16 protein-coding genes are annotated in these 21,702 nt (G+C 31.4%); 5 read left to right on the forward strand and 11 right to left on the reverse strand.

The window, feature by feature from the left end; all coding sequences use genetic code 11:
- Nucleotides 1–135 precede the first annotated feature (135 nt).
- From ACWJKE_RS08125 to ACWJKE_RS08140, 4 genes are all read right to left on the reverse strand, one after another.
- Nucleotides 136–2,559 carry a glycosyl hydrolase family 18 protein gene (locus tag ACWJKE_RS08125; protein ID WP_253198161.1) on the reverse strand — a complete coding sequence of 808 codons (2,424 nt, stop codon included), beginning with the start codon at nucleotides 2,557–2,559 and terminating at the stop codon, nucleotides 136–138.
- 361 nt (nucleotides 2,560–2,920) lie between these two features.
- Nucleotides 2,921–4,336 carry an NADP-dependent phosphogluconate dehydrogenase gene (gene gndA / locus ACWJKE_RS08130; protein ID WP_216302891.1) on the reverse strand — a complete coding sequence of 472 codons (1,416 nt, stop codon included), beginning with the start codon at nucleotides 4,334–4,336 and terminating at the stop codon, nucleotides 2,921–2,923.
- 177 nt (nucleotides 4,337–4,513) lie between these two features.
- A complete protein-coding gene (locus ACWJKE_RS08135; protein WP_216302892.1) occupies nucleotides 4,514–5,314 on the reverse strand; it encodes a Cof-type HAD-IIB family hydrolase in 801 nt (266 codons plus the stop codon).
- Nucleotides 5,315–5,317: 3 nt separating this feature from the next.
- On the reverse strand, nucleotides 5,318–5,953 hold the full coding sequence (locus ACWJKE_RS08140; protein ID WP_253198162.1) for a phosphoribosyltransferase: 636 nt from the start codon (nucleotides 5,951–5,953) through the stop codon (nucleotides 5,318–5,320).
- Nucleotides 5,954–6,350: 397 nt separating this feature from the next.
- Between ACWJKE_RS08140 and ACWJKE_RS08145 the strand changes: the two genes are divergently transcribed.
- The 3 genes from ACWJKE_RS08145 to ACWJKE_RS08155 all read left to right on the forward strand — a co-directional run bounded on the left by ACWJKE_RS08145 (nucleotide 6,351) and on the right by ACWJKE_RS08155 (nucleotide 10,451).
- A complete protein-coding gene (locus ACWJKE_RS08145; protein WP_216302893.1) occupies nucleotides 6,351–7,928 on the forward strand; it encodes a PTS transporter subunit EIIC in 1,578 nt (525 codons plus the stop codon).
- A gap of 111 nt (nucleotides 7,929–8,039) precedes the next feature.
- Nucleotides 8,040–9,365 carry a 6-phospho-alpha-glucosidase gene (locus ACWJKE_RS08150; RefSeq protein ID WP_462959323.1) on the forward strand — a complete coding sequence of 442 codons (1,326 nt, stop codon included), beginning with the start codon at nucleotides 8,040–8,042 and terminating at the stop codon, nucleotides 9,363–9,365.
- 330 nt (nucleotides 9,366–9,695) lie between these two features.
- The gene (locus ACWJKE_RS08155; protein ID WP_216302895.1) at nucleotides 9,696–10,451 is read left to right on the forward strand and encodes a MurR/RpiR family transcriptional regulator; all 756 of its coding nucleotides are present in this window, start codon (nucleotides 9,696–9,698) and stop codon (nucleotides 10,449–10,451) included.
- Nucleotides 10,452–10,734: 283 nt separating this feature from the next.
- Here ACWJKE_RS08155 and ACWJKE_RS08160 read toward each other — a convergent pair whose 3' ends face one another.
- The 7 genes from ACWJKE_RS08160 to ACWJKE_RS08190 all read right to left on the reverse strand — a co-directional run bounded on the left by ACWJKE_RS08160 (nucleotide 10,735) and on the right by ACWJKE_RS08190 (nucleotide 19,229).
- The gene (locus tag ACWJKE_RS08160; protein WP_216302896.1) at nucleotides 10,735–13,236 is read right to left on the reverse strand and encodes an ABC transporter permease; all 2,502 of its coding nucleotides are present in this window, start codon (nucleotides 13,234–13,236) and stop codon (nucleotides 10,735–10,737) included.
- Nucleotides 13,237–13,238: 2 nt separating this feature from the next.
- Nucleotides 13,239–13,943 carry an ABC transporter ATP-binding protein gene (locus ACWJKE_RS08165; protein ID WP_216302897.1) on the reverse strand — a complete coding sequence of 235 codons (705 nt, stop codon included), beginning with the start codon at nucleotides 13,941–13,943 and terminating at the stop codon, nucleotides 13,239–13,241.
- 10 nt (nucleotides 13,944–13,953) lie between these two features.
- Entirely contained in the window at nucleotides 13,954–14,559 is a 606-nt protein-coding gene (locus ACWJKE_RS08170) for a TetR/AcrR family transcriptional regulator (protein ID WP_216302898.1), read from the reverse strand.
- A gap of 218 nt (nucleotides 14,560–14,777) precedes the next feature.
- Nucleotides 14,778–15,113, reverse strand: a complete 336-nt coding sequence (gene mntA, locus ACWJKE_RS08175; protein ID WP_326492881.1) for a type VII toxin-antitoxin system MntA family adenylyltransferase antitoxin — start codon at nucleotides 15,111–15,113, stop codon at nucleotides 14,778–14,780.
- A gap of 169 nt (nucleotides 15,114–15,282) precedes the next feature.
- The gene (locus ACWJKE_RS08180) at nucleotides 15,283–16,083 is read right to left on the reverse strand and encodes a hypothetical protein (protein WP_216302900.1); all 801 of its coding nucleotides are present in this window, start codon (nucleotides 16,081–16,083) and stop codon (nucleotides 15,283–15,285) included.
- Nucleotides 16,084–16,354: 271 nt separating this feature from the next.
- Complete coding sequence (gene clpB, locus ACWJKE_RS08185; RefSeq protein WP_216302901.1) at nucleotides 16,355–18,952, reverse strand: ATP-dependent chaperone ClpB; 2,598 nt, start codon at nucleotides 18,950–18,952, stop codon at nucleotides 16,355–16,357.
- 115 nt (nucleotides 18,953–19,067) lie between these two features.
- A complete protein-coding gene (locus tag ACWJKE_RS08190) occupies nucleotides 19,068–19,229 on the reverse strand; it encodes a hypothetical protein (RefSeq protein ID WP_165413130.1) in 162 nt (53 codons plus the stop codon).
- Nucleotides 19,230–19,748: 519 nt separating this feature from the next.
- On the opposite strand from ACWJKE_RS08190, the gene ACWJKE_RS08195 reads away from it, so the two are divergent.
- Both ACWJKE_RS08195 and ACWJKE_RS08200 read left to right on the forward strand, forming a co-directional pair.
- On the forward strand, nucleotides 19,749–20,075 hold the full coding sequence (locus ACWJKE_RS08195) for a helix-turn-helix domain-containing protein (protein ID WP_165413131.1): 327 nt from the start codon (nucleotides 19,749–19,751) through the stop codon (nucleotides 20,073–20,075).
- Between the two features lie 50 nt (nucleotides 20,076–20,125).
- Nucleotides 20,126–21,619 carry a DUF1538 domain-containing protein gene (locus ACWJKE_RS08200; protein ID WP_216302902.1) on the forward strand — a complete coding sequence of 498 codons (1,494 nt, stop codon included), beginning with the start codon at nucleotides 20,126–20,128 and terminating at the stop codon, nucleotides 21,617–21,619.
- The last annotated feature ends 83 nt before the right edge of the window (nucleotides 21,620–21,702 follow it).

Genomic DNA, 21,702 nt, shown 5'->3' on the forward strand with positions numbered 1-21,702 from the left:
AGAAAAGGGACTGCCTTTTCTATTGTTTTTAAGGCAGTCCCTTTAATAATTATGCTGTTTTTGTTGTCATAAATCCGCTACTGTACTTTATGATATAACTGCTAATTTTAAGGAATAACCTAGATTGACTATTTACTATCTTACAGTATAGTTGAATTCATCAGATACTGTAATACCTGCATCATTAACAAGTTCTGCCTTATACACATAAGTTCCTCTTGCTTTCCCTTTAAATGATACGGAATCTGTTTGGGCATTTAAGACACTTGCTACTAATGGTTTAGTTGAAATTAGTACTCCATTCTCATATAGCCTCCAAGAAGTACCATTTTCTCCCCACCACATGTTCATAATTATTTTATAATCTGAACTACTATCCCAGTTATCTTGAGTTAAGCTTGGTTTAGCTGGCAATTTGCCCACTACTTTTGGAACGGTTACTGATACTTTATTTGATATAAGTGATGATGTTCCATCGGTTACTACTACTGTATAATCATAAGTACCTGGTGCCTTATCTGTACTATCATATACTATTGCTTGTGTTGTAGTTTGTCCTACTACTAATTTACCCGTTGTTAATTGCTTCGTACCTTCCATTACAGCATATGAAGTTGCTGTATTATTAATTGGGACTGTTGCTGTTAGTTTATATGCTCCATTGCTTACCGCTCCTGCTGTTAAAGTTGCTGCTTGTAGTTTATTTACTACTGGTGGTAGCACTATTACAGTTACTTGATTTGATGTAATGCTTTTTGTTCCATCAGAAAGTTCTACTATGTAATCATACGTTCCTGGTTCCTTACCTGTGCTATCATATACTATTGTTTGTGTTGTAGTTTGTCCTGCTACTAATGTACCATTTGTTATAGTCTTCGCACCTTCCATTATAGTATATGAAGTTGCTGTATTATTAGCTGGGACTATTGCTGTTAGTTTATATGCTCCATTGCTTACCGCTCCTGCTGTTAAAGTTGCTGCTTGTAGTTTATTTACTACGGGGGTACTCATTTTATTCCATGCTATGGTTGTCATTGGAGATCCTTTTGATAAATCATCATCAGAAGCATCCCAAATAAATACTCCACCATAGCCATTGGCATTTACATAATCACATCTATCACTTAATGTCTTTTCATCTTCATAAGTTAAAAATTCACCCTTTGATGCATTATATAAATATACTGCATTTGCTTTAGTATCATAGTATTTATTCCAACCTGGGGTAGTTTCTAGTTGCTTTAATATAAACCATGGTTCTTGTCCACCTGGTGAGGATGCATTATCTAAAGATCCCGCAGAAGCTCCAGTTGCACTTTGATATAACCCATCTCCGTTTGGTCCTGGTTTAACACCTTTCCAACCTCTTGAATATAATGGTGATCCCATATTAAGCTTTGATGGAGAAATTTTATAAATATCTCTATAAGCCTTCATTGCATAATCTGAATTATATTTATTCTTCAAATCTGTTTGGGTTGTACCTGATGGATCCTCAGGGTTAACATATAATGCTGCCTGATGATTCGTAGTTAGTTCCCATGCACCATGAATGTCATAAGTCATAACATTCATGTAATCAAGATATTGTTCATATTTAGATGGTTCTACTAATGCCATCTTATCATAGCCTGCTCCAGCTGCTACAGTTAACATTTTACCTGATAATCCATTTGCATTGTATGCATCCCTTATATCTTTCAATAGTAATGTATAGTTGACTTTATCCTCTGGCCCACCTGGACATCCTTTATCGTATTGATCATTTGGTTCTGCCTTTCTATCTACACCTGGATATTCCCAATCTATATCGATACCATCTATAAATGGATACTGCTTTAAAAATTCAACAACACTATCTGTAAATACTTTTCTAGTTTCTGCCGTCATAGCCATTGCATGAAAATTTTCTCCTCGTGTCCAACCACCAACAGAAATAAGTATCTTCTTATCTGGATATATGCCTTTATAATACTTATACTCTCCTAAACATCCTTTTAGTGGAGAATCCCACCCTCCTGAATGCTCCATTGTCTTCTCATAGTCCGCATAAGTATCTATTGAAGTGATTTTAAAATCTTTATTTATTGAGAAAAATGAATGATTAATTACATTAACTTTTGTCCATGGTATATCCTTCGGTTCCATTGATTGATGAGCAGAGTTGTACATTGCCCAATTAGGGAAATATGTAACTACATTCTTGTGAGCCATTTCTGTTACCGGCTTAATTTCTTTAATCGTTTCAGCTTTCACATTTGTTGTTATCCCTACAGCTATGACCATCAGTGCTGCCATAGTTATACATGAAATAATTTTAGTTCCTTTCATTAATAATCCCCCTCGTATAATAAGATTGCCATACCACAAATTTATGAAAATATCATACTTGCCATCAACATCTGCGCCCCCTTGATTTGCGGATAAGGTTGAAATTCCCGGTATTTCAGAATTTGCAGCAAATGTTATTATTGTTGGAAATAAAATGATCTCAAAAGTTAAAATAACTAATTTTGCTAAAAAGTTTTTAAAACTTTTTTCGACATTTTTATCCTCCATATGCTTATTTTGTAAACTTCCATATTCATTTTTACATATTTGGATAGCTTTGTCAATATAATTACTTTAAATTCCTATCCCAAAGTCTTATATCTACCAATTTATAAGTAGTTCTTTGAGAATTTAGTTGAAATTTCTTGTAAAATGTAATATACTGGCATGCGGAATGTTTTTGAACATATTCATAAAAACAACAGAAAAATGGACTGCCTTTTCTATTGTTTTTAAGGCAGTCCTTCAATTAAACCTCCTATTACCGTTAATATAATATTTTTACGGTACATATAAAGTGCTAGGCATTATATCGTTTTAACAAAACAAACCTCCAGTCTAAAATATAAACTACAGGTTTTGATATTTATTATTTAGTTTCACTTACCCATTCATGATGGAATGTCCCTTCTTTATCAACTCTTTCAAATGTATGGGCACCAAAATAATCTCTCTGTGCCTGAAGTAAATTTGCTGGGAGATTTGCGCTTCTATAACTATCATAATACATTATTGCACTAGAAAACCCTGGAACTGGCACACCTAAATTTACAGCTGTGGATACTACAAATCGCCAATCCTTTTGATAACTACTAAGGATATTTTTGAAATAAGAATCTAACATTAGATTTTTAATATTAGCATCATTTTCATAGGCAACGTTAATCTTGTTAAGGAACTGAGCGCGAATAATACACCCACCTCTAAATATTTTAGCAATTTCGCCATATTTAAGGTCCCAGTTATATTCTACTGCTGCAGCTTTCATAAGCGCGAATCCCTGTGCATATGAACATATTTTACTTGTATAAAGAGTTCTTCTTACTGATTCTATAAACTCATTTATATCCCCTTCAAATAATTCATCTGGCCCTTTTAGTATATCACTTGCCAACACTCGTTCATCTTTTACTTTCGAAATGCAACGTGCAAAAACAGCCTCTGTTATTGTAGGTATTGGCAGCGCTAAATCTAGAGCGCTTTGACTCGTCCATTTCCCGGTTCCCTTTTGGCCTGCTTTATCTAAAATAATATCAACCATGTGCTTTCCGGACTCATTATCTTTTTGTGCAAATATTTCACTAGTTATTTCCATTAAATAACCATTCAGCTCACCTTTATTCCACTGCGCAAACACATCATGAATTTTATCATTAGAAAGTCCAAGAACTCCTTTTAAAAGTGCATAAGCTTCACAAATAAGCTGCATGTCTGCATACTCAATACCATTATGAACCATCTTTACATAATGTCCTGCCCCATTTGCTCCAATGTAAGTACAACACGATTCTCCATCTACTTTTGCAGATATAGCTGTTAAAATTGGTTCTACTATTTTATAAGCATCAATCTGGCCTCCTGGCATAATCGCTGGGCCTTTTAAAGCCCCTTTTTCTCCTCCTGAAACTCCTGCCCCTATAAATTTAAAACCCAAATCTTCAAGTTTCTTACTTCTACGTATTGTATCCATAAAATATGAATTGCCGCCATCAATTATTATGTCACCCTTTGATATATATGGTATTAATTCTTCTATTGCTTCATCCACAGGCTTTCCTGCTTTAATCATAATTAATATTTTTCTCGGAATTTCAATAGAGTTCACAAACTCTTCTATAGAGTATGTTCCCACAATATTTTTTTCTTTCACCTCTATTAATAACTTATCTGTGGCAATTTTACTTCGATCATAAACTGAAACAGATATTCCCCTGCTTTCAACGTTTATTGCTAAATTTTTACCCATAACACCAACGCCTATAACTCCAAATTGTTGTTTATTCATAAGATAAATTCCCCCTTAAAAAAAGTTTCTCTCGTTGAATAATATATAGTTTATATTATACTATATATTATTCAATTGCATAAGCAAAAACGCTATTGTACATTTTGAAGCATAATGCGTTTATTTATACTAGTCATGACTACCCTTAAACGTCACGGTATAATTACAGCTATCTATTTATTTTAGTATAAAGTTTTCTAAAACATGCCTCACTCCATCTTCATCATTAGAATGGGTTACAAAATCAGCCGCATCTTTTAAATAATCTGGAGCATTTCCCATTGCAACTCCAAGTCCTGCATATTCTATCATATCCATATCATTAAAGTTGTCTCCTATAGCAATTGTTTCTTCCCTTTTTATATTAAATTTAAGTGCTAAATTCTGTAGAGCATTACTCTTATTTGCTTCTTTGTTAACAATCTCAACAAAATGGGGTAATGAAAAGTAGAAATTTAATTTTTCCTTATATAATTCAAATAGTTTTCGTGTATGCTGTTCTAGATTATATTTATTACTACTATTAAACATTATTTTAATAATTGAACCCTCTAAAAGTGAATCAAAATCGTTTACAATTTGTGGTTTTGCATGATCTAGTTGTATGTGTATATCTAGATTTTCACTATTTTTCTTAACATATATATCGTCTTCTCTATAAATACTTACTGATAAACCAGCTTCCTCACAGTAACTTATAATCTTTGATGAATATTCTTTATCAATTATCTTTGCGTCGTATACTTTTCCTGTTTTAGAACATTTAATAAGGGCTCCATTACAAGTTATTATAGGAACATCTAGATTAAGCATATTTGCAAATGGCATAGCTGCAAGATACATTCGTCCTGTTGAAAGAGTGAATACAACACCTTTTTCTATAACCCTATTTATAGTTTCTACAGTCTTCTTTGATATCTCTAATTGTGGAGTAAGGAGGGTTCCATCCATATCTACCGCAACAAGCTTATACTCCATAATTTATCCCCTCAATTCATTCATGATTTTAAATACTTCTTCATCTATAACTTGCTTAAAATCCTTATAATATGAACCTACTGCATAAAATTCATCTGGTATATATAGGCATATTACCTCATCTACAAGTTCTTTGAATTCTTCAATAACTTCCATAGGACCTACAGGAATAGCTAGAATGATTTTTTTAGCTCCTTGCTTTTTAACAGATTTTATTACAGCCAGGATAGTAAATCCCGTAGCAATCCCATCATCAATAATTATAACTGTTTTATCTTTAACCTCAGGAAATGTATCCTTTGCACGGTACTCTTTCATTCTTCTTTTAATTTCTTTTGTTTGCTCTAAAACTTCCTTCTCGATATACTCTTGTGATATACCAATCATTTTCACGTAATGATTATTTATAAAATAACTACCATCCACAGACACTGCACCTATTGCAAACTCCTTGTTATGTGGTGCCCCTATTTTTCTTGGAATAATCAAATCCCATTTAAACCCAAATCTTTTTACTGTATCATAAGCTATTTCGAGTCCACCTCTTGGCACCGCAAGTACAATTACATCTTCATCTTTAAATTTTTCAAGACTATCAGTTAGCTTTTCCCCTGCATCTTTTCTGTCTAAAAACATCATTCTAATGCACCACACCTTTTAACTTAATTTTTATTTATAAGTCTCTACCGTTTTTTTTAGGTTTTCCTATATATACTTCCAAACATTGAGATAAATTATCCCTGCTGCAGATCAAGCTTTTTTAAATTGAAGATAACTCAAAATATAATTTAACGCAAAGAAAAAAGGCCCATGGAAAATCACAAATTATTTCCCGGGCATATTTTTATATTTGTATAAAAAACAGGTTATCAATTGACTTAACCTGTTTTTTAATGGGGCTTGCCTGTTTAAATTCATACAAAAATTTGTTAAAATGTAAGTAATAACAAATCGTTACAAAAGTTAGACGACATATACAAGAAGTAAATGATTACATTCAAAAGCTTTCAATAAAATTGAAAAGGAGAATTTTCAAATGAAAGAAAAAATAGTAAGTGGAATGCAAGTTTTTGCAAGAGCTATAGTAGTTCCAGTATTGTTTTTACCTATTGTTGGTATAATTATTGCATTGTCCTCTATATTAAGTAACCCGACAATTGTTGGAAATGGTAGTTCTCTAATAAATGTTGGAAAATATATTGCAAGTGGTCTTTGGCCTATTATGAATAATTTATGCATCCTCTTCTGCGTTGGTATTTCTATGGGTATGGCAAAAGACAAAAAAGCAGAAGCGGCTCTTGTGGCATTACTTTCATTTTTAATATTTTTAGGAGCTAATAATGAGTGGCTTACTTTAACAGGAAAATTAGTAAATTACAAAACCGCTTCAGATTTATATGGGACAGGTCAAACTATAATTTTGGGATTTCAAGTAATAGATATGGGTGTTTTCTTAGGAATAATTCTTGGTGTAGTAGTAGCACTTACTCATAATAAATTTAGTAATAAAGAATTTCCAGGTGCATTTGCGTTTTATGGAAACACAAAATTAGTTCTTTTAGTTTTAGTACCTATTTTACTAATCCTTGGGATAGCATTTAGCTATGTTTGGCCCGTTATTGCAATCGGTATCAGTGGTCTAACAGGTTTTATAAATGTATCAGGTTATGTTGGTGTATTCTTATATGGATTTTTAAATAGAGTGTTAATTCCAACCGGATTACATCACTTGATATGGACTCCATTTTCTTACTCTAATATTGGTGGAACATTAGAAATCGGTGGGAAAACAGTTTTTGGAGCTTATAATATTTTTTTAGCACAGTTAACAGATCCATCAATAAAAGTTTTTGATCCTTCTGCAAAATATTTACAGTATGGTATGGTTAAAATGTTTGGTTTAGTAGGAGCAGCTTTAGCATTTTACAAAACAGCTAAACCAGAGAATAAGGTTAAATTAAAGGCTATTTTAATACCAGCAGTAGCAACATCAGTTTTGGTTGGTATTACAGAACCTTTAGAGTTTACATTTTTATTTATAGCACCAGCTTTATGGGTAGCTTACTCTGTATTTGATGGGATATTTCAAACTATTGTAGTAGCACTCGGAGTTAGAACTTATTCAGCAGGTGGTATTATAGATTTCTTAACATATAATTTACCAGCCGGAATTAGTAGGACTAGATGGCCTATAGCTATAGGTGTAGGTTTAGTTGAACTAATCGCATTTTACTTTTTATTTAATTTTTTAATTATCAAGTTTAATCTAAAAACTCCAGGTAGAGAAGATAGTGAAGTGAAATTATATACTAAAAAAGATTATAAAGATAAGGTTAGTACTAGTTCATTGCATGAAGCAGAAGTTAAAACCCAAGGTGCTGATTTATCATCAGTAATAGTGGGAGCTCTTGGAGGAAAGAAAAATATAGAAACTGTGGATAATTGCTTTTCTCGTTTAAGGATAAAAATAACAGAGGCCGATAAAGTTGATGAAGTAGTTTTGAAATCCACAGGAGCTTTAGGTGTAATAAAACATGGTAGTAACATTCAAGTTATATATGGACCTAAAGTAAGTGGAGTAAGAAGTGACATTGATAAATATCTTAGTGTTTAAAAAAATTTTTCTGTAAATAATCATGGAGTTAAATACTGTGGATAGGTAAATAAACGGAATATAATTCACCTATTTATAGATTATATATAAAATTAGAAAGAAGGAATAAAAATGAGTAAATTTTCAGTAACAATAGCTGGTGGTGGAAGTACATTTACACCTGGAATAATATTAATGCTTTTAGACAACTTAGATAAGTTTCCTATAAGAAAACTAACATTATATGACAACGATAAGGAAAGACAGGCAATAGTGGCTGGAGCATGTGCTGTTGTTTTGAAGGAGAAAGCACCAGAAATTGAATTTACTGTAACAACAGATCCAAAAGAAGCATTTACAGATACAGACTTTGTTATGGCCCATATAAGAGTAGGTAAATATGCAATGCGTGAATTAGATGAGAAAATCCCATTGAAGTATGATGTACTTGGACAAGAAACTTGTGGTCCAGGAGGTATTTCTTATGGAATGAGATCCATTGGTGGAGTTATTGAAATACTTGACTATATGGAGAAATATTCACCAGATGCATGGATGTTAAACTACTCCAACCCCGCAGCAATAGTTGCAGAAGCAACCAGAAAATTAAGGCCTAATTCGAAGATATTAAACATATGTGATATGCCAATAGGTACAGAAGTACGCATGGCTGAAATTTTAGGACTAAAATCTAGAAAAGATATGAAAGTTCGCTATTATGGTCTTAATCATTTTGGTTGGTGGACAGACATACGCGATACTGCTGGAAATGACTTAATGCCAAAAATAAAAGAACATGTTGCTAAATATGGTTATATAATTGGTGAAGGAGGTACTCAAGAAACTGAGACAAGTTGGTACGATACCTTTGCAAAAGCAAAAGATGTATATGCATTAGACCCAAATACGTTGCCTAATACTTATTTAAAATATTATTTATTTCAGGATTATGTTGTTAAACATTCAAATAAAGAATATACAAGATCTAATGAAGTAATGGATGGAAGAGAAAAGTTTGTGTTTGGTGAGTGTAGAAAAATTATTGAACAACAATCTACACAAGGATGTGAATTGCATGTCGATGATCATGCATCATATATAGTTGATCTAGCAACAGCTATAGCATATAATTCACAGGAAAGAATGCTATTAATTGTAGAGAATAATGGTGCCATTGAAAACTTTGATCCAACAGCTATGGTTGAAATACCTTGTATGGTTGGAAGCAATGGACCAGAACCATTAGTAGTAGGAAAAATCCCCCAATTCCAGAAGGGATTAATGCAGCAACAAGTTTCTGTAGAAAAATTAGTAGTTGAAGCTTGGATAGAGAAATCCTATCTAAAATTGTGGCAAGCTATTACACTTTCTAAAACTGTACCTAGTGCAAGTGTTGCTAAGAATATTTTAGATGATTTAATTAAAGTAAACAAAGAATATTGGCCTGAATTAAAATAGTTGTTGAAGTGAATATAATTTAGTGTTTTAAAAGTTGGGACTGTCTTAAAAATAGATTTTAGATCTATTTTGGGCAGTCTCTTTTTTATTTTTAATTATTTTGTGAGATAATTAGAATTCAACTACATTTACTACAGAAAGTCTCCCGTTGGCATGTTGTGGGGATATTTAACTTTGTTTAATTATTAAATATGCAAGTAAAAAAATCTATAAAATTAAATGTAGAAATTTCTTAATTTATTGTCCAGAATATAAGGTATAATATAGTAGTGAAAATAATACAACATTTATTAAACAAATTATATAATATTTATAGTAGGTGAAAAACGCATGAACTTAGATATTAGCAAAATGGTGGATAAATATCAGTTAAGTGGTACAGATGAAAACATATTAATTTATATTATAAATAATATAGAGAATGTTAAAGAAATAGGGGTAAGAGGTATAGCAAAGGAAAATTATACATCTACTACTACTATTATGAATCTAGCAAAAAAAATAGGTTATTCCGGATTTTTAGATATGTATTATAATTTGAATTTTACATTGAAAGATAAAAAATCGCATTTTTCAGGGCAAAAAAATAATAAATACTATGGCGTGGACTTAGAAGAATTGTTATCATTGATAGAATCTAAAAAAATAAGTGACTTTATAGATTTATTAATGGAAAATAAAGGTCAAATCATATATACCTGTGGACAAGGATTTTCAGAATCTATTGCAAAATATATTACTAGAAAATTATTAGTTCTTGGTTTTAATTGTATTTTTTCTGAATCTTATGAAAGCTATGATGTAAATGCCATTAAAGCAAAGCTATTTATAAGTGTCTCAAAGTCAGGGGAAACAGACTTTTTAGTAAAAGTTTCTGAATCAGCTAAAAAAAACGGGATAAAAATAGTTTCCTTTACAGGAGATGTAGATAATACATTAGCTAAAATATCAGATATAAACTTTAAATTATATGATATGAATACTATGGATGATCGTAATAAATTAGCAACTTCCTTCTATTCTAATATTTTAATTTTATTTGAATTTTTAATAGGTATATATTTAGAAAAAAGCCAAGAAAATTGAGCTTAATACCAAGACTTTTAGTTTCATTTTCAAGTACTATAAGTACAGATTCGTTAACGCTTAGGCAAGGAAGTATATTAGGAAGTATTTATCTTTCTATTATTATTACACAACCTATAATGTATACAGTAGAAGTCTAAATCTATAAAAGCTGTGAAATTAATTTCACAGCTTTTATAATATAATTTGCAGATCCTCCCATGACAAAGAAAGCTATTATTTTCTATGTCATTCATAATATCAATATTTCTAAAGTACAACGCATTTACTTGAATTAGTAGTGTTATTCTGCACTTTTAAGTGATTCTATCATATCTATATTACCAAATTCTCTGTACATAACTAAATTTACAATTATAGAAAATGAAATTGTAAGTAACACTGAATATAGAAAATAAATAGGGTCAATTTTCCTCATAAACATCATTACATTAGTCTCTGAAGTGTTAATTACAAACCCACATAGGAGTATTCCCACAGCTATTCCAGTTAGGCTTCCTATTACCGTTAATATAATATTTTCACGGTATATATATAGTGCAAGTTCACTATCATAAAATCCTAAAAGTTTTATTGTAGACAATTCTCTTTTTCTTTCATTTATATTTATATTTGTAAGATTATATATTACAACAAAAGCAAGGACTCCTGCGGATACTATTAGAACGAGCACCACTGAATTTATACTCTTCGTGGTTTTATTAAAATCAAAATGTGCTTTGTTTTTGTAATTTATAGATCCTATATTTTGAGTCCGTGTTAGTACCTTTGTGGTGTTATCTTCTGCACTATCTGATGTTGATTTTAAAAGTCCATAAAACCCGTTAAATTTAAGATTTTCCCCAGTTATTTTTTTATAATAATCAGAGCTTATGTAAATATAATGTTGTAGATAATGCTCTGTTATGCCTGAGATTCTAGCTTTTACCACTTTATCATTTATGGTTATCTCAAATATGTCTCCAATTTTTTTATTCATAAGTTTCGATAATTTTTCAGTAATAATTACACCATCTTCTTTAAGGCTTAGATCTGTACCTTTCATTGTAAGATTAATATACTTATTAAGTTCCTTCTTATCTTCTGTAACCACTAAATATGCATCTTCTCTACCAGATTTATAAAGATCCACCGTTCCATTTTTTGTATATGAAAATAAAACTGATTTTACGTTATCATCTTTCATTATTTTATTTTGTGTGATATCTTTTTGATTATCGTCTATGTCTTTCCTAAGTGTTGACTGCATATCATATCTATATATATTTGTAAACTGACTTTCCACAGCACCCATTATTCCTGATTTAAGTCCAAATCCTGTTATCATAAGTCCTGTACACACCGCGATGCCTATTACGGTCATGAAAAACCTTTGTTTATATCTAAATATATTTCTTGCAGTAACTTTACTTGTAAAACTCAACTTTTTCCATATAAAAGTTATTTTTTCGAGTAATATAGTCTTTCCAGCCTTTGGCGGTTTTGGTCTCATCAAAGATGCTGGTGCTTCTCTTAATTCCTCAAGTGTCGCCGCTCCCGCTGCAAGAGTTGTAAATAGTATAGCGATTAATGAAGATTGAAGCGCTAAACTAGGGTTAAAAGGAGTTAAAGAACTTGGAATAGAATAAAGCGAGCTATAAGCATTCATTATAAGTGGAGGAAAAAGTCTAAATCCGAAAGACACACCTACTATGCTACCTGTTATACTAGCTAAAAGTGCATATATTAAATAGTGAGTAGTTATGGCCATTCTTGAATATCCTAAAGCTTTTAAAGTTCCTATTTCAATTCTATTTTCTTGAACCATTCTCGTCATAGTTGTAAGGCTAACTAAAGCTGCCACTAAGAAAAATATAAGTGGGAAGGCCTTGCCTATGTTATCTATTCTTTCACTATCTTGTCTATATGTTTCATATCCCAGATTAGCATCTCTTCCAAGAACATACCATTCTGGTTTTTTAATATCATTATTTTCTGCTATGTTTATTTTACCTTGCGTAGCTTTTAATATTTGCGAATACCTTACTTTACTTCTTATAACTCCAATGTCCTTAAGATCTTGCTTCATATTGTTAGAAGTTTTTTTATAATCTTCACTTAATATAAGACTATCTTTTGATTCTTCACTATCATCTTTTACATATATTTCTGTATAAACATCGCTTTTAAATACATCAGGTAGTATATAAATAAATCCCCGAACAGTTCCATTACCAACTGAACTTAGCTGTCTTTGAGCTGATAAGTATAAAGGTGACAGCGCTGTTCCTACTATTTTAAATCTGCTATTTTTTAGGTCATTATCTATTAAAGCATCTTTTCCTGATTTAAGTTCTATAACATCCCCTATTTTAAGTTTATTTTCTTTTAAAAATCCTTCTTCCACTACAACTTCATTGTTAGCTTTTGCTATTCTTCCTGTGATGATTTTTACCTTATTTATGCCACTTTCAGGAGGAATTGAATTAACATTAATCACCAGGGAATGTTTATCTTTTTCAACTACTGCGTCTATTGAAAATGAACCCTCAGCCTTTTTTACACCTTTTAGTTTTTGGACCTCAGCTAAGTCATCCTTTGTAAGTCCAAGTGTAGATATAAGTTTAAAATCCATAAACTCAGTTTGATTAAAATAAAAATCCGCTGATTTTTTCATATCTGGACTAGTAGCTCGAACTCCAGCATAAAAAGCTACTCCCATTGCAATGATTATTACTATAGATAAAAACCTTGAAAGTGTCTTTTTTATGTCTCTAAATAAATTTTTAAAAAATGTTTTCTTCACTTCTACCACTCCAAGCTTTCGATAGACATTGGATTATCATTTTTCATTACGCTTTCAACTTTACCACTTTTAACTGTTATTATCTTGTCAGCAATAGGGGTTATAGCGGAATTATGTGTAATGACTATGACAGTCATGCCATGCTTTTTTGAAGTATCAGATAGTAACTTAAGTATCGACTTACCAGTATTATAATCCAGTGCTCCTGTAGGCTCATCACAAAGAAGTAACTTAGGATTTTTTGCAAGGGCCCTCGCTATGGAAACTCTTTGCTGTTCTCCTCCCGAAAGCTGCGACGGGAAATTCCGCATTCTATTTTCAAGGCCTACATTTTTAAGTACTTCTTCAGGATTCATTGGGTTTTTACAAATTTCAACTGCAAGCTCTACATTCTCAATTGCATTTAAATTTTGTACTAAATTATAGAACTGAAATACAAATCCTATTTCGTCACGCCTATATTTTGTGAGCATTTTTTTATTGTATTCACTTATATCATTGCCATCCACAATAATATTTCCAGTAGTAACCTGGTCCATACCTCCCAAAAGGTTAAGTATTGTTGTTTTACCTGCACCACTAGCACCAATAACCACAACAAATTCACCCTTTTCTATAGAAAATGAAACATCATCTACTGCTTTGATGATAACTTCTCCCATGGTATAAGTTTTTTTCACATTTTTTAGTTCTATAAAATTCTTCATTTTTTATCTCCTAACTTATATTTTCACAATCTAACTTGCTCATAATATTTTTATAAAATATATCTATTATATCAATAATAAGTTTTCTCACCTGAGCTCCGTCGTCTTTCTCTCTTAAAATGATAGAAATACTCTCCACAAGGTTATATGATATAAGATAAATAATAAAATTATTTTTAAGTCTTTTCCCCTGGAGTGACAGCTCATATTTCATTTTCTCTGAAACTATTCTAGTTACGAACTCAACGAAGGTCTTTTTACAATTTCCATATTTGGATCCTTCGCTTTTATTAAGTAATATTGTAATTTCTATGCTATTTTCTTTAAATATCTCCATTATCTTTTCCATTAATTTATAAAAAATATCATCTGCTTCTTCGTTTATTTCTACTTCATTAAACTGATTAATGTAATCCATTAGTCTATCATATACAGGTCCAATTAATTTTTCATACAAATCATCTTTACTATGAAAATATTTATAAAAATTCCCCACTGATGTTTCAGAGTTCTTAGCTATCCCCCTTATTGATGTGCCTTTGTATCCCCTTTGTTTAAATTCCTTTAGAGATTCTTCTACTATATTATTTCTTACCTCTTCCTTCAAATATTGCATTAGAAAACCTCCGTTCTCTTTTATAGTATACTCTATTTTTAAAAAAACTCAACTGTTGTGTTATTCAAAGGTGTCGCATCTTTCTTATACAGTGAATCAAAAATTATAAACAAATAACTAAGAAGAAAAAAGGTAACAACAATGAATTTAATCATTGTTGTTACCTTTTTCTCTTGAATTTTTATGGTTATATTTTCATTTAAATACATCCTACACTATCATTCCCCATACACATTGCCTCTCTTCTTTATGTTTTCCAATATAGCTGCTCTTTCTTCATTTAATAAAGCGTATTCCTTAAATGTATACATTTCAAAATACATTCTTCTCGTATCATTATTACAATAAATCGTTTTACCTGTTCCTACTACTTGTGATTTAAATACTGTAGATGATTTTCTTAAATCTACAAGATCTATTTCTCTATTAAGTAAACTTGCAATCTCTTGTGAAATCATAAATATTTCATATTCACTAAAAGCTTCATCACCTAAAAATGCTATGTCTATATCACTATTTGCGCGTGAAGTTCCTTTTGCATATGATCCAAATATATATAAGAAATGGTTTTATTTTTTTTATTAAAACTTCTTTTATAATATCCTTATCTTTATCCTCTAGTTCCAAAACCTTCACATCCTTTATAACAATTATATTTATTGTATCAAATTTTTAATTAATATACTAGGCTCTAGCTAAATAACAAACAGTGCTTTCATTGCGTTATATTTTTATTAATGATATTAGTAAACTTACAATGTAAGTTATACTTGAAAAAATCAATGATACTATGAGAAATCCTATTAATACAATGTTATATTTCAATATATCTTCAGCCATAACAAATCTCGAAATGCCAAGGGTATTGAGACCTAATATTATTAGGAATATTATAAATAATCCCTTAGAGGCCCCTTTAATATCCGCAGAGCTTAACGATATATGAGATGAAATACATATAGCTAAAAATAAAAACAATATAAAATAGGGATTAGTAAAATTCTTAATTGAAAAGATTATTTTTATTAAATTAACATAAGAAGTCATTATTCCATTCAGAGCTATACCGTTTAATTTAGTTACATTTAAATTATTAATAGATATAGTTATAAATTCATTATATGTCTTAGGAATTATGACGTACATTAAAGCTATTATAGACGCGATTCCTCCAAATATAGGTGCAGTGCCTATGAAAAAATTACCTATCTGTTGATATACACTATTAGGATTATAGGCATGCTTTACATACCCAAGTACACCATTTTCGTCTCTCTTTTGTATTAGTACCACTTTTGTAATTTTGTGCCCAAAGAGAAAACAAAAAATAGCATGAGAAATTTCATGTATGGGAACACCTACAATAGCGATAATAGCAACTGCCTTCCACCCAAAACTCCTTTGCAAATTTTCTATTGAATGCTCCCTTAAAAAGCCAAGGATGAATCCTACAAGAATTATCATCCCTGTCAAATATAATGTATCTACCGATGTCTTTATTATTAAGTTTACTAAGAAATTCATTTAATCACCCTCACAAATCTTGGCTCAATCTACACCATACAAATCAGCTTCTTTAGTTATATTATATCACTAACTAAACTTTCAATGCTAGATGTTATCACCGCCACTTGTTAGCCATGACACCTAATATTTAGTGATTTTATATAAAAATAATAATAAAAGCACCTACCTAAGTAAGTGCTTTTATTATTATCTTTTAGATTATCTTGCTTTTACCGTTATCTGTCAAAATCCACCTCAATGAAAAGTGACTTTTAATAGCTCTATTAAGTTAAATTTTTTCTATTATAATTTGATTATCCTTTGCATCTACACCGATGATAGAACCATCATTTATATCTCCCCTAATAATTTTCTTTGCAATAGATGTTTCTAAAACATTTTCAATATATCTCTTTAACGGACGTGCACCGTAGATCGGATCGTAGCCTTCTTCTGCCATAAGTTCTTTAGCATCCGTAGTTACTTTCATTGATATGTTTTTATCTTTAAGCCTATTTTGAATATCTGCTAGGAATATATCAACTATTCCTTCTATTTCTTTTGTTTCTAATGGTTTAAATAATATAATATCATCTAATCTATTTAAAAATTCCGGTTTAAATTTGGATTTTAGCTCGCCCATAACTCTATCACGGATATGCTGTTCTATGCCTCCACTTTCTTTGTTTTCCAAGAGGTAGTTGCTTCCGATATTTGAAGTCATAATTATTATGCAGTTTTTGAAATTCACAATCTTGCCCTGATTATCAGTTAGGCGTCCCTCGTCTAGTATTTGAAGAAATATGTTAAACACATCCTCGTGAGCTTTTTCTATTTCATCAAATAATATTACGCTATAAGGTTTCCGCCTAACAGCTTCTGTAAGCTGACCGCCCTCTTCATAACCTACATATCCTGGTGGTGCCCCTATAAGTCTTGACACAGAATATTTCTCCATATATTCCGACATATCTATCCTTATTATGTTTTCACCACTCTCAAATAAAATTTCAGCTAAAGTTTTAGCAAGTTCAGTTTTTCCGACACCAGTAGGCCCAAGGAATATAAATGAACCAATAGGTCTTCTTGGATCCTTCATACCGGCCCTCGCCCTTATTACTGCATTTGACACTGCAGTTACTGCTTCTTTTTGACCAATTACCCGCTCAGATAATTCATCTTCAAGTCTTAGGAGCTTCTTCCTCTCGCTTTCTTGGAGATTTGTTACAGGTATACCAGTCCACTTTGATACTATCTGTGAAATTTCATTTTCGGTTACTTCTTCTTTAAGCATGGCTGTTTCATTATTTTTATGAATTTCTTTTTCTTTTTCTTTTATCTGAGCTTCTAGCTTAGGAATTACTCCATATTTAAGCTCTGCCACTTTATTTAAATCATATTCTCTTTCTGATTTTTCTATGTCCCCCCTTGAAGCATCGAGCTCTGCTTTCAAATTTCTAATTTCAACTATCTTAGACTTTTCTTTCTCATATTTTGCTGTCATCTCATTATCTTTATCTTTTAAATTACTTAGCTCTTTTTCGAGTATTATGAGCCTTTTCTTTGAAGCCTCATCCTTTTCTTTAGATAAAGCCTTCTTTTCAATTTCTAACTGAAATATCTTACGTTTAGCCATGTCCATATCTGTAGGCATACTATCTATATCAGTCCTTATCATAGCACAAGCTTCATCTATAAGATCTATTGCCTTATCTGGAAGAAATCGCGCCGTTATATATCTATTCGAAAGCTTTGCTGCAGCAATAATGGCTGAATCATGAATCCTTATACCATGATATATTTCAAATTTTTCTTTAAGACCTCTAAGTATTGACACAGAATCTTCAACTGTAGGTTCTTCGACAGTTACTGGTTGGAACCTTCGCTCTAAGGCTTTATCCTTCTCCAAATATTTCCTATACTCATCAAAAGTGGTCGCCCCAATGCAATGAAGGCTTCCTCTGGCTAGCAGTGGCTTTATCATGTTTCCAGCATCCATAGAACCCTCTGATTTCCCTGCTCCCACTATATTATGAATTTCATCTATAAATAAAATTATTCTACCTTCACTATTTTCTACTTCTTTAAGTACTGCTTTAAGTCTTTCTTCAAACTCACCTTTAAATTTGGCCCCCGCAATAAGTGCTCCCATATCTAAAGAAAATATTATTTTATTTTTAAGCCCTTCTGGTACGTCTCCCTTTACAATTCTTTGGGCTAGCCCTTCTACTATAGCAGTTTTACCTACTCCTGGTTCTCCTATAAGCACTGGATTATTTTTAGTTCTTCTAGAAAGTATTCTTATAACCCGCCTTATTTCCTCATCTCTTCCTATCACTGGATCTAGTTTATGTTTTTTAGCTTGTTCCACAAGGTTTGTTCCATATTTCACTAATGCCTCATAAGTGCCCTCTGGATCAGCATTTTCCACTCTCTGATTTCCCCTAACGGTCGATAACACATTTAAAAAAGCTTCTTTAGTTATATTAAATTTCTTTAAAATATCTCGAATGTCTTTAGAATTCACATCTATAAGTCCAAGCATTACATGTTCTACACTTATAAAAGAATCTTTAAACTTTTTAGCTTCATCTTCGGCCCGTGCAAAAACTTCTTCAAACCTTCTAGTAGCATAAACTGATCCACTATCTGCACCACTTCCTGTAACTTTTGGCATACTATTTATTTCTTTGTTAATCTCCTCATTAAGCTTTGCTGTATTCACTCCCATTTTACTAAATATATTAGGAATAAGACCGTCCTCTTGAGCTATAAGTGCTGCAAATAAATGCACAGTATCTACCTGTTGATGATTATTTTTTACAGCTAATAATTGAGCCTCATTTAAGGATTGTTGAACCTTTACCGTTAATTTTTCTACATCCATGTAAATAACCCTCCCTTTAGTTTTTTAAATTATTACCCACTATTTAATTATAACTAAAAAACACCCATAACTCTTTAAATAAATTACTTTTATTTAACAAATTTGTTTTGTAATTTTATTTGAGTACTGCCTGTGCTATTCTAACAAGTTGCTCTTTACTTAAAGCTTCAAGATACCTTTGACGTTCCATAAAAGTACACTCTTCTAAAAGTTTTCTTACTCTATGAGTTTCTATATAAATACCTGAAAGCATTAAATCTTTACTACTCGAATCCATGTAATGCCTCCTCCAAATGTTATAATATATTGTTGCAGACCCTTCGCTGTAGCCCTTATCTATTAATTTAACAATACATGCTTTTCTATCTTGCTTTTCAAAACATTCACAAAGATTATATATTTTCTGAAGCATTATCATCTTTCTTTTCCTTCCTTCTTAATCATCCAGGAAACATACAAAATACAAGTTTTTCGTATGTTTTTTCATCCGCGCTTAATTTCCAATCACTTTATATTATACCATATTTTATATAAAAAAAACAGCAATCCGTATACAAATCGCTGTTTTTTTTGGAAAACCACTAACAAAGCACCAATTTATTGTAAATCAGTGCTTTGTTAGTAAGGATATATAATTAACCACATCCTTCATGATTTATTTCCTTCCATTTCAACATTTATTCCCTCTATTCTTCAATAATTACGGAACCTATGAGAACCGAAATGCATGATATTGTTGCTTTTAGGTTACAATTATGTTATACTTACAATATATTATTTTAATGGAGGTATTATCGTGAGCGATATTGGGAAATTTATTTTTGAACATAGAACTTCAAGAAATTTATCTAGTCGTAAGCTAGCTTCACTTGCAGACATAAGTCATACGGAGATACATCGACTTGAAAATGGAGAAAGAAAGAATCCATCACCACTGGTATTAAAATGCATAGCAAGAGCTCTTGAGATGCCCTACGATGATATTATGAAAGCGGCAGGATATATGGATAGCACCCATTCTCCTATTACCACTGTACACCTTACTGGCACTGATGATCTAACCGACCAAGAACTCGAGCAAGTGAACAATTTCATTGAATTTTTACATATTAAACGCAAATAAATAACAATATATATCCTAATTTTTAGACTTTAAATGGAGGTGTCTTATATTTGAATATCATTATTAAAAAATTTAAAGAAGTTTTATTTTCTGTACTCCCAATTACTTTAATAGTATTACTATTGAATTTTACAATCATCCCTCTTGAAACACATCTAATACTTAGATTTTTAATAGGCGCAATTTTCATAATATTTGGACTGTCTATATTTTTACTTGGTGTGGACACTGGAGTTACCCCTATTGGTACTTTAATGGGAAGTTCTCTTGCTAAAAACAGTAAAGTATTGGTCTTAGTTTTTTCGGGATTAATACTCGGTTTTTTTATTACAATTGCTGAACCAGATTTGCAAATTCTTGCTTCTCAAGTTAGTACTGTAACATCGGGATCAATAACTAAACTTTCGATTTTAGTTGTTGTATCTATTGGTATTGCAATTATGCTATCTATAGGTTTATTAAGAATAATTTATAATAAATCATTAAAGAAAATGTTAACTGCAATATATTTGATTATTTTTGTTCTATCTTTATTTACATCTTCTGAATTTTTAGCAATATCATTTGATGCTTCTGGTGCTACTACGGGCGCAATGACCGTTCCATTTATATTAGCACTTGCGTTAGGAGTGTCTTCAATAAAAAAAGATGGAATATCCTCGGAAGAAGATAGTTTCGGACTAGTAGCAGTAGCATCCACAGGCGCTATTTTATCCGTTATTATTATGAGCCTTATATCAAAGTCTGATAAAATTGTTGGCGACCTAAGCACTAGTACTGTCAGCTCAACCTCAATTATAAATCCATTTATTGAAAAATTGCCAACTATGATAAGTGAAGTTTTTTTCACCTTGCTTCCATTATTATTATTATTTTTTATATTCAATAAAATATCATTTAAGCTTTCAAAAAAGGAATTTTCAAAGATATTAAGAGGTATTCTATATTCTTTTATTGGACTGATATTATTTTTAACAGGAGTAAATGCTGGTTTTATAGAGATTGGAACTGTAGTCGGACACAGTATTGCTTCCCTACATAGTAGTTGGATTCTTGTCATTGTTGGGTTCATACTTGGATTAGTGGTAATATTAGCTGAACCGGCTGTGCATGTACTTACAGATCAGATAGAAATTGTTACTCATGGATATATAAAAAAGAAGGCAGTAATTTTTACTCTTTCTATCGGAGTTGCCTTTGCAGTAGCATTATCAATGTTAAGAATAGTTGTACCCGGGATTCAGTTGTGGCATTTTCTTTTACCAGGATACGCAATTTCAATTATTATGTCATATTTTGTGCCGAAACTATTCGTAGGAATAGCATTTGACTCTGGCGGTGTAGCTTCTGGTCCAATGGCAGCAACTTTTATTTTAGCCTTTGCACAAGGTGCCGCTGAGGCCATTGAAGGAGCGAATGTATTAATTGATGGATTTGGCGTAATTGCCATGGTTGCTTTAACTCCATTAATTGCTTTGCAAATTTTAGGTTTGATCTTTCAACATAAGGCTAAAAAAGAAGGAATAAAAATAAATGCAAAATAATTCTAACACATGTGAATGTTAATTAATATTCGATACTTATTCAAAAAACAAAGAGCAGATCTCATCCCTAACATGGGCTGAAA

Source organism: Clostridium sp. CM036 (assembly GCF_055081135.1).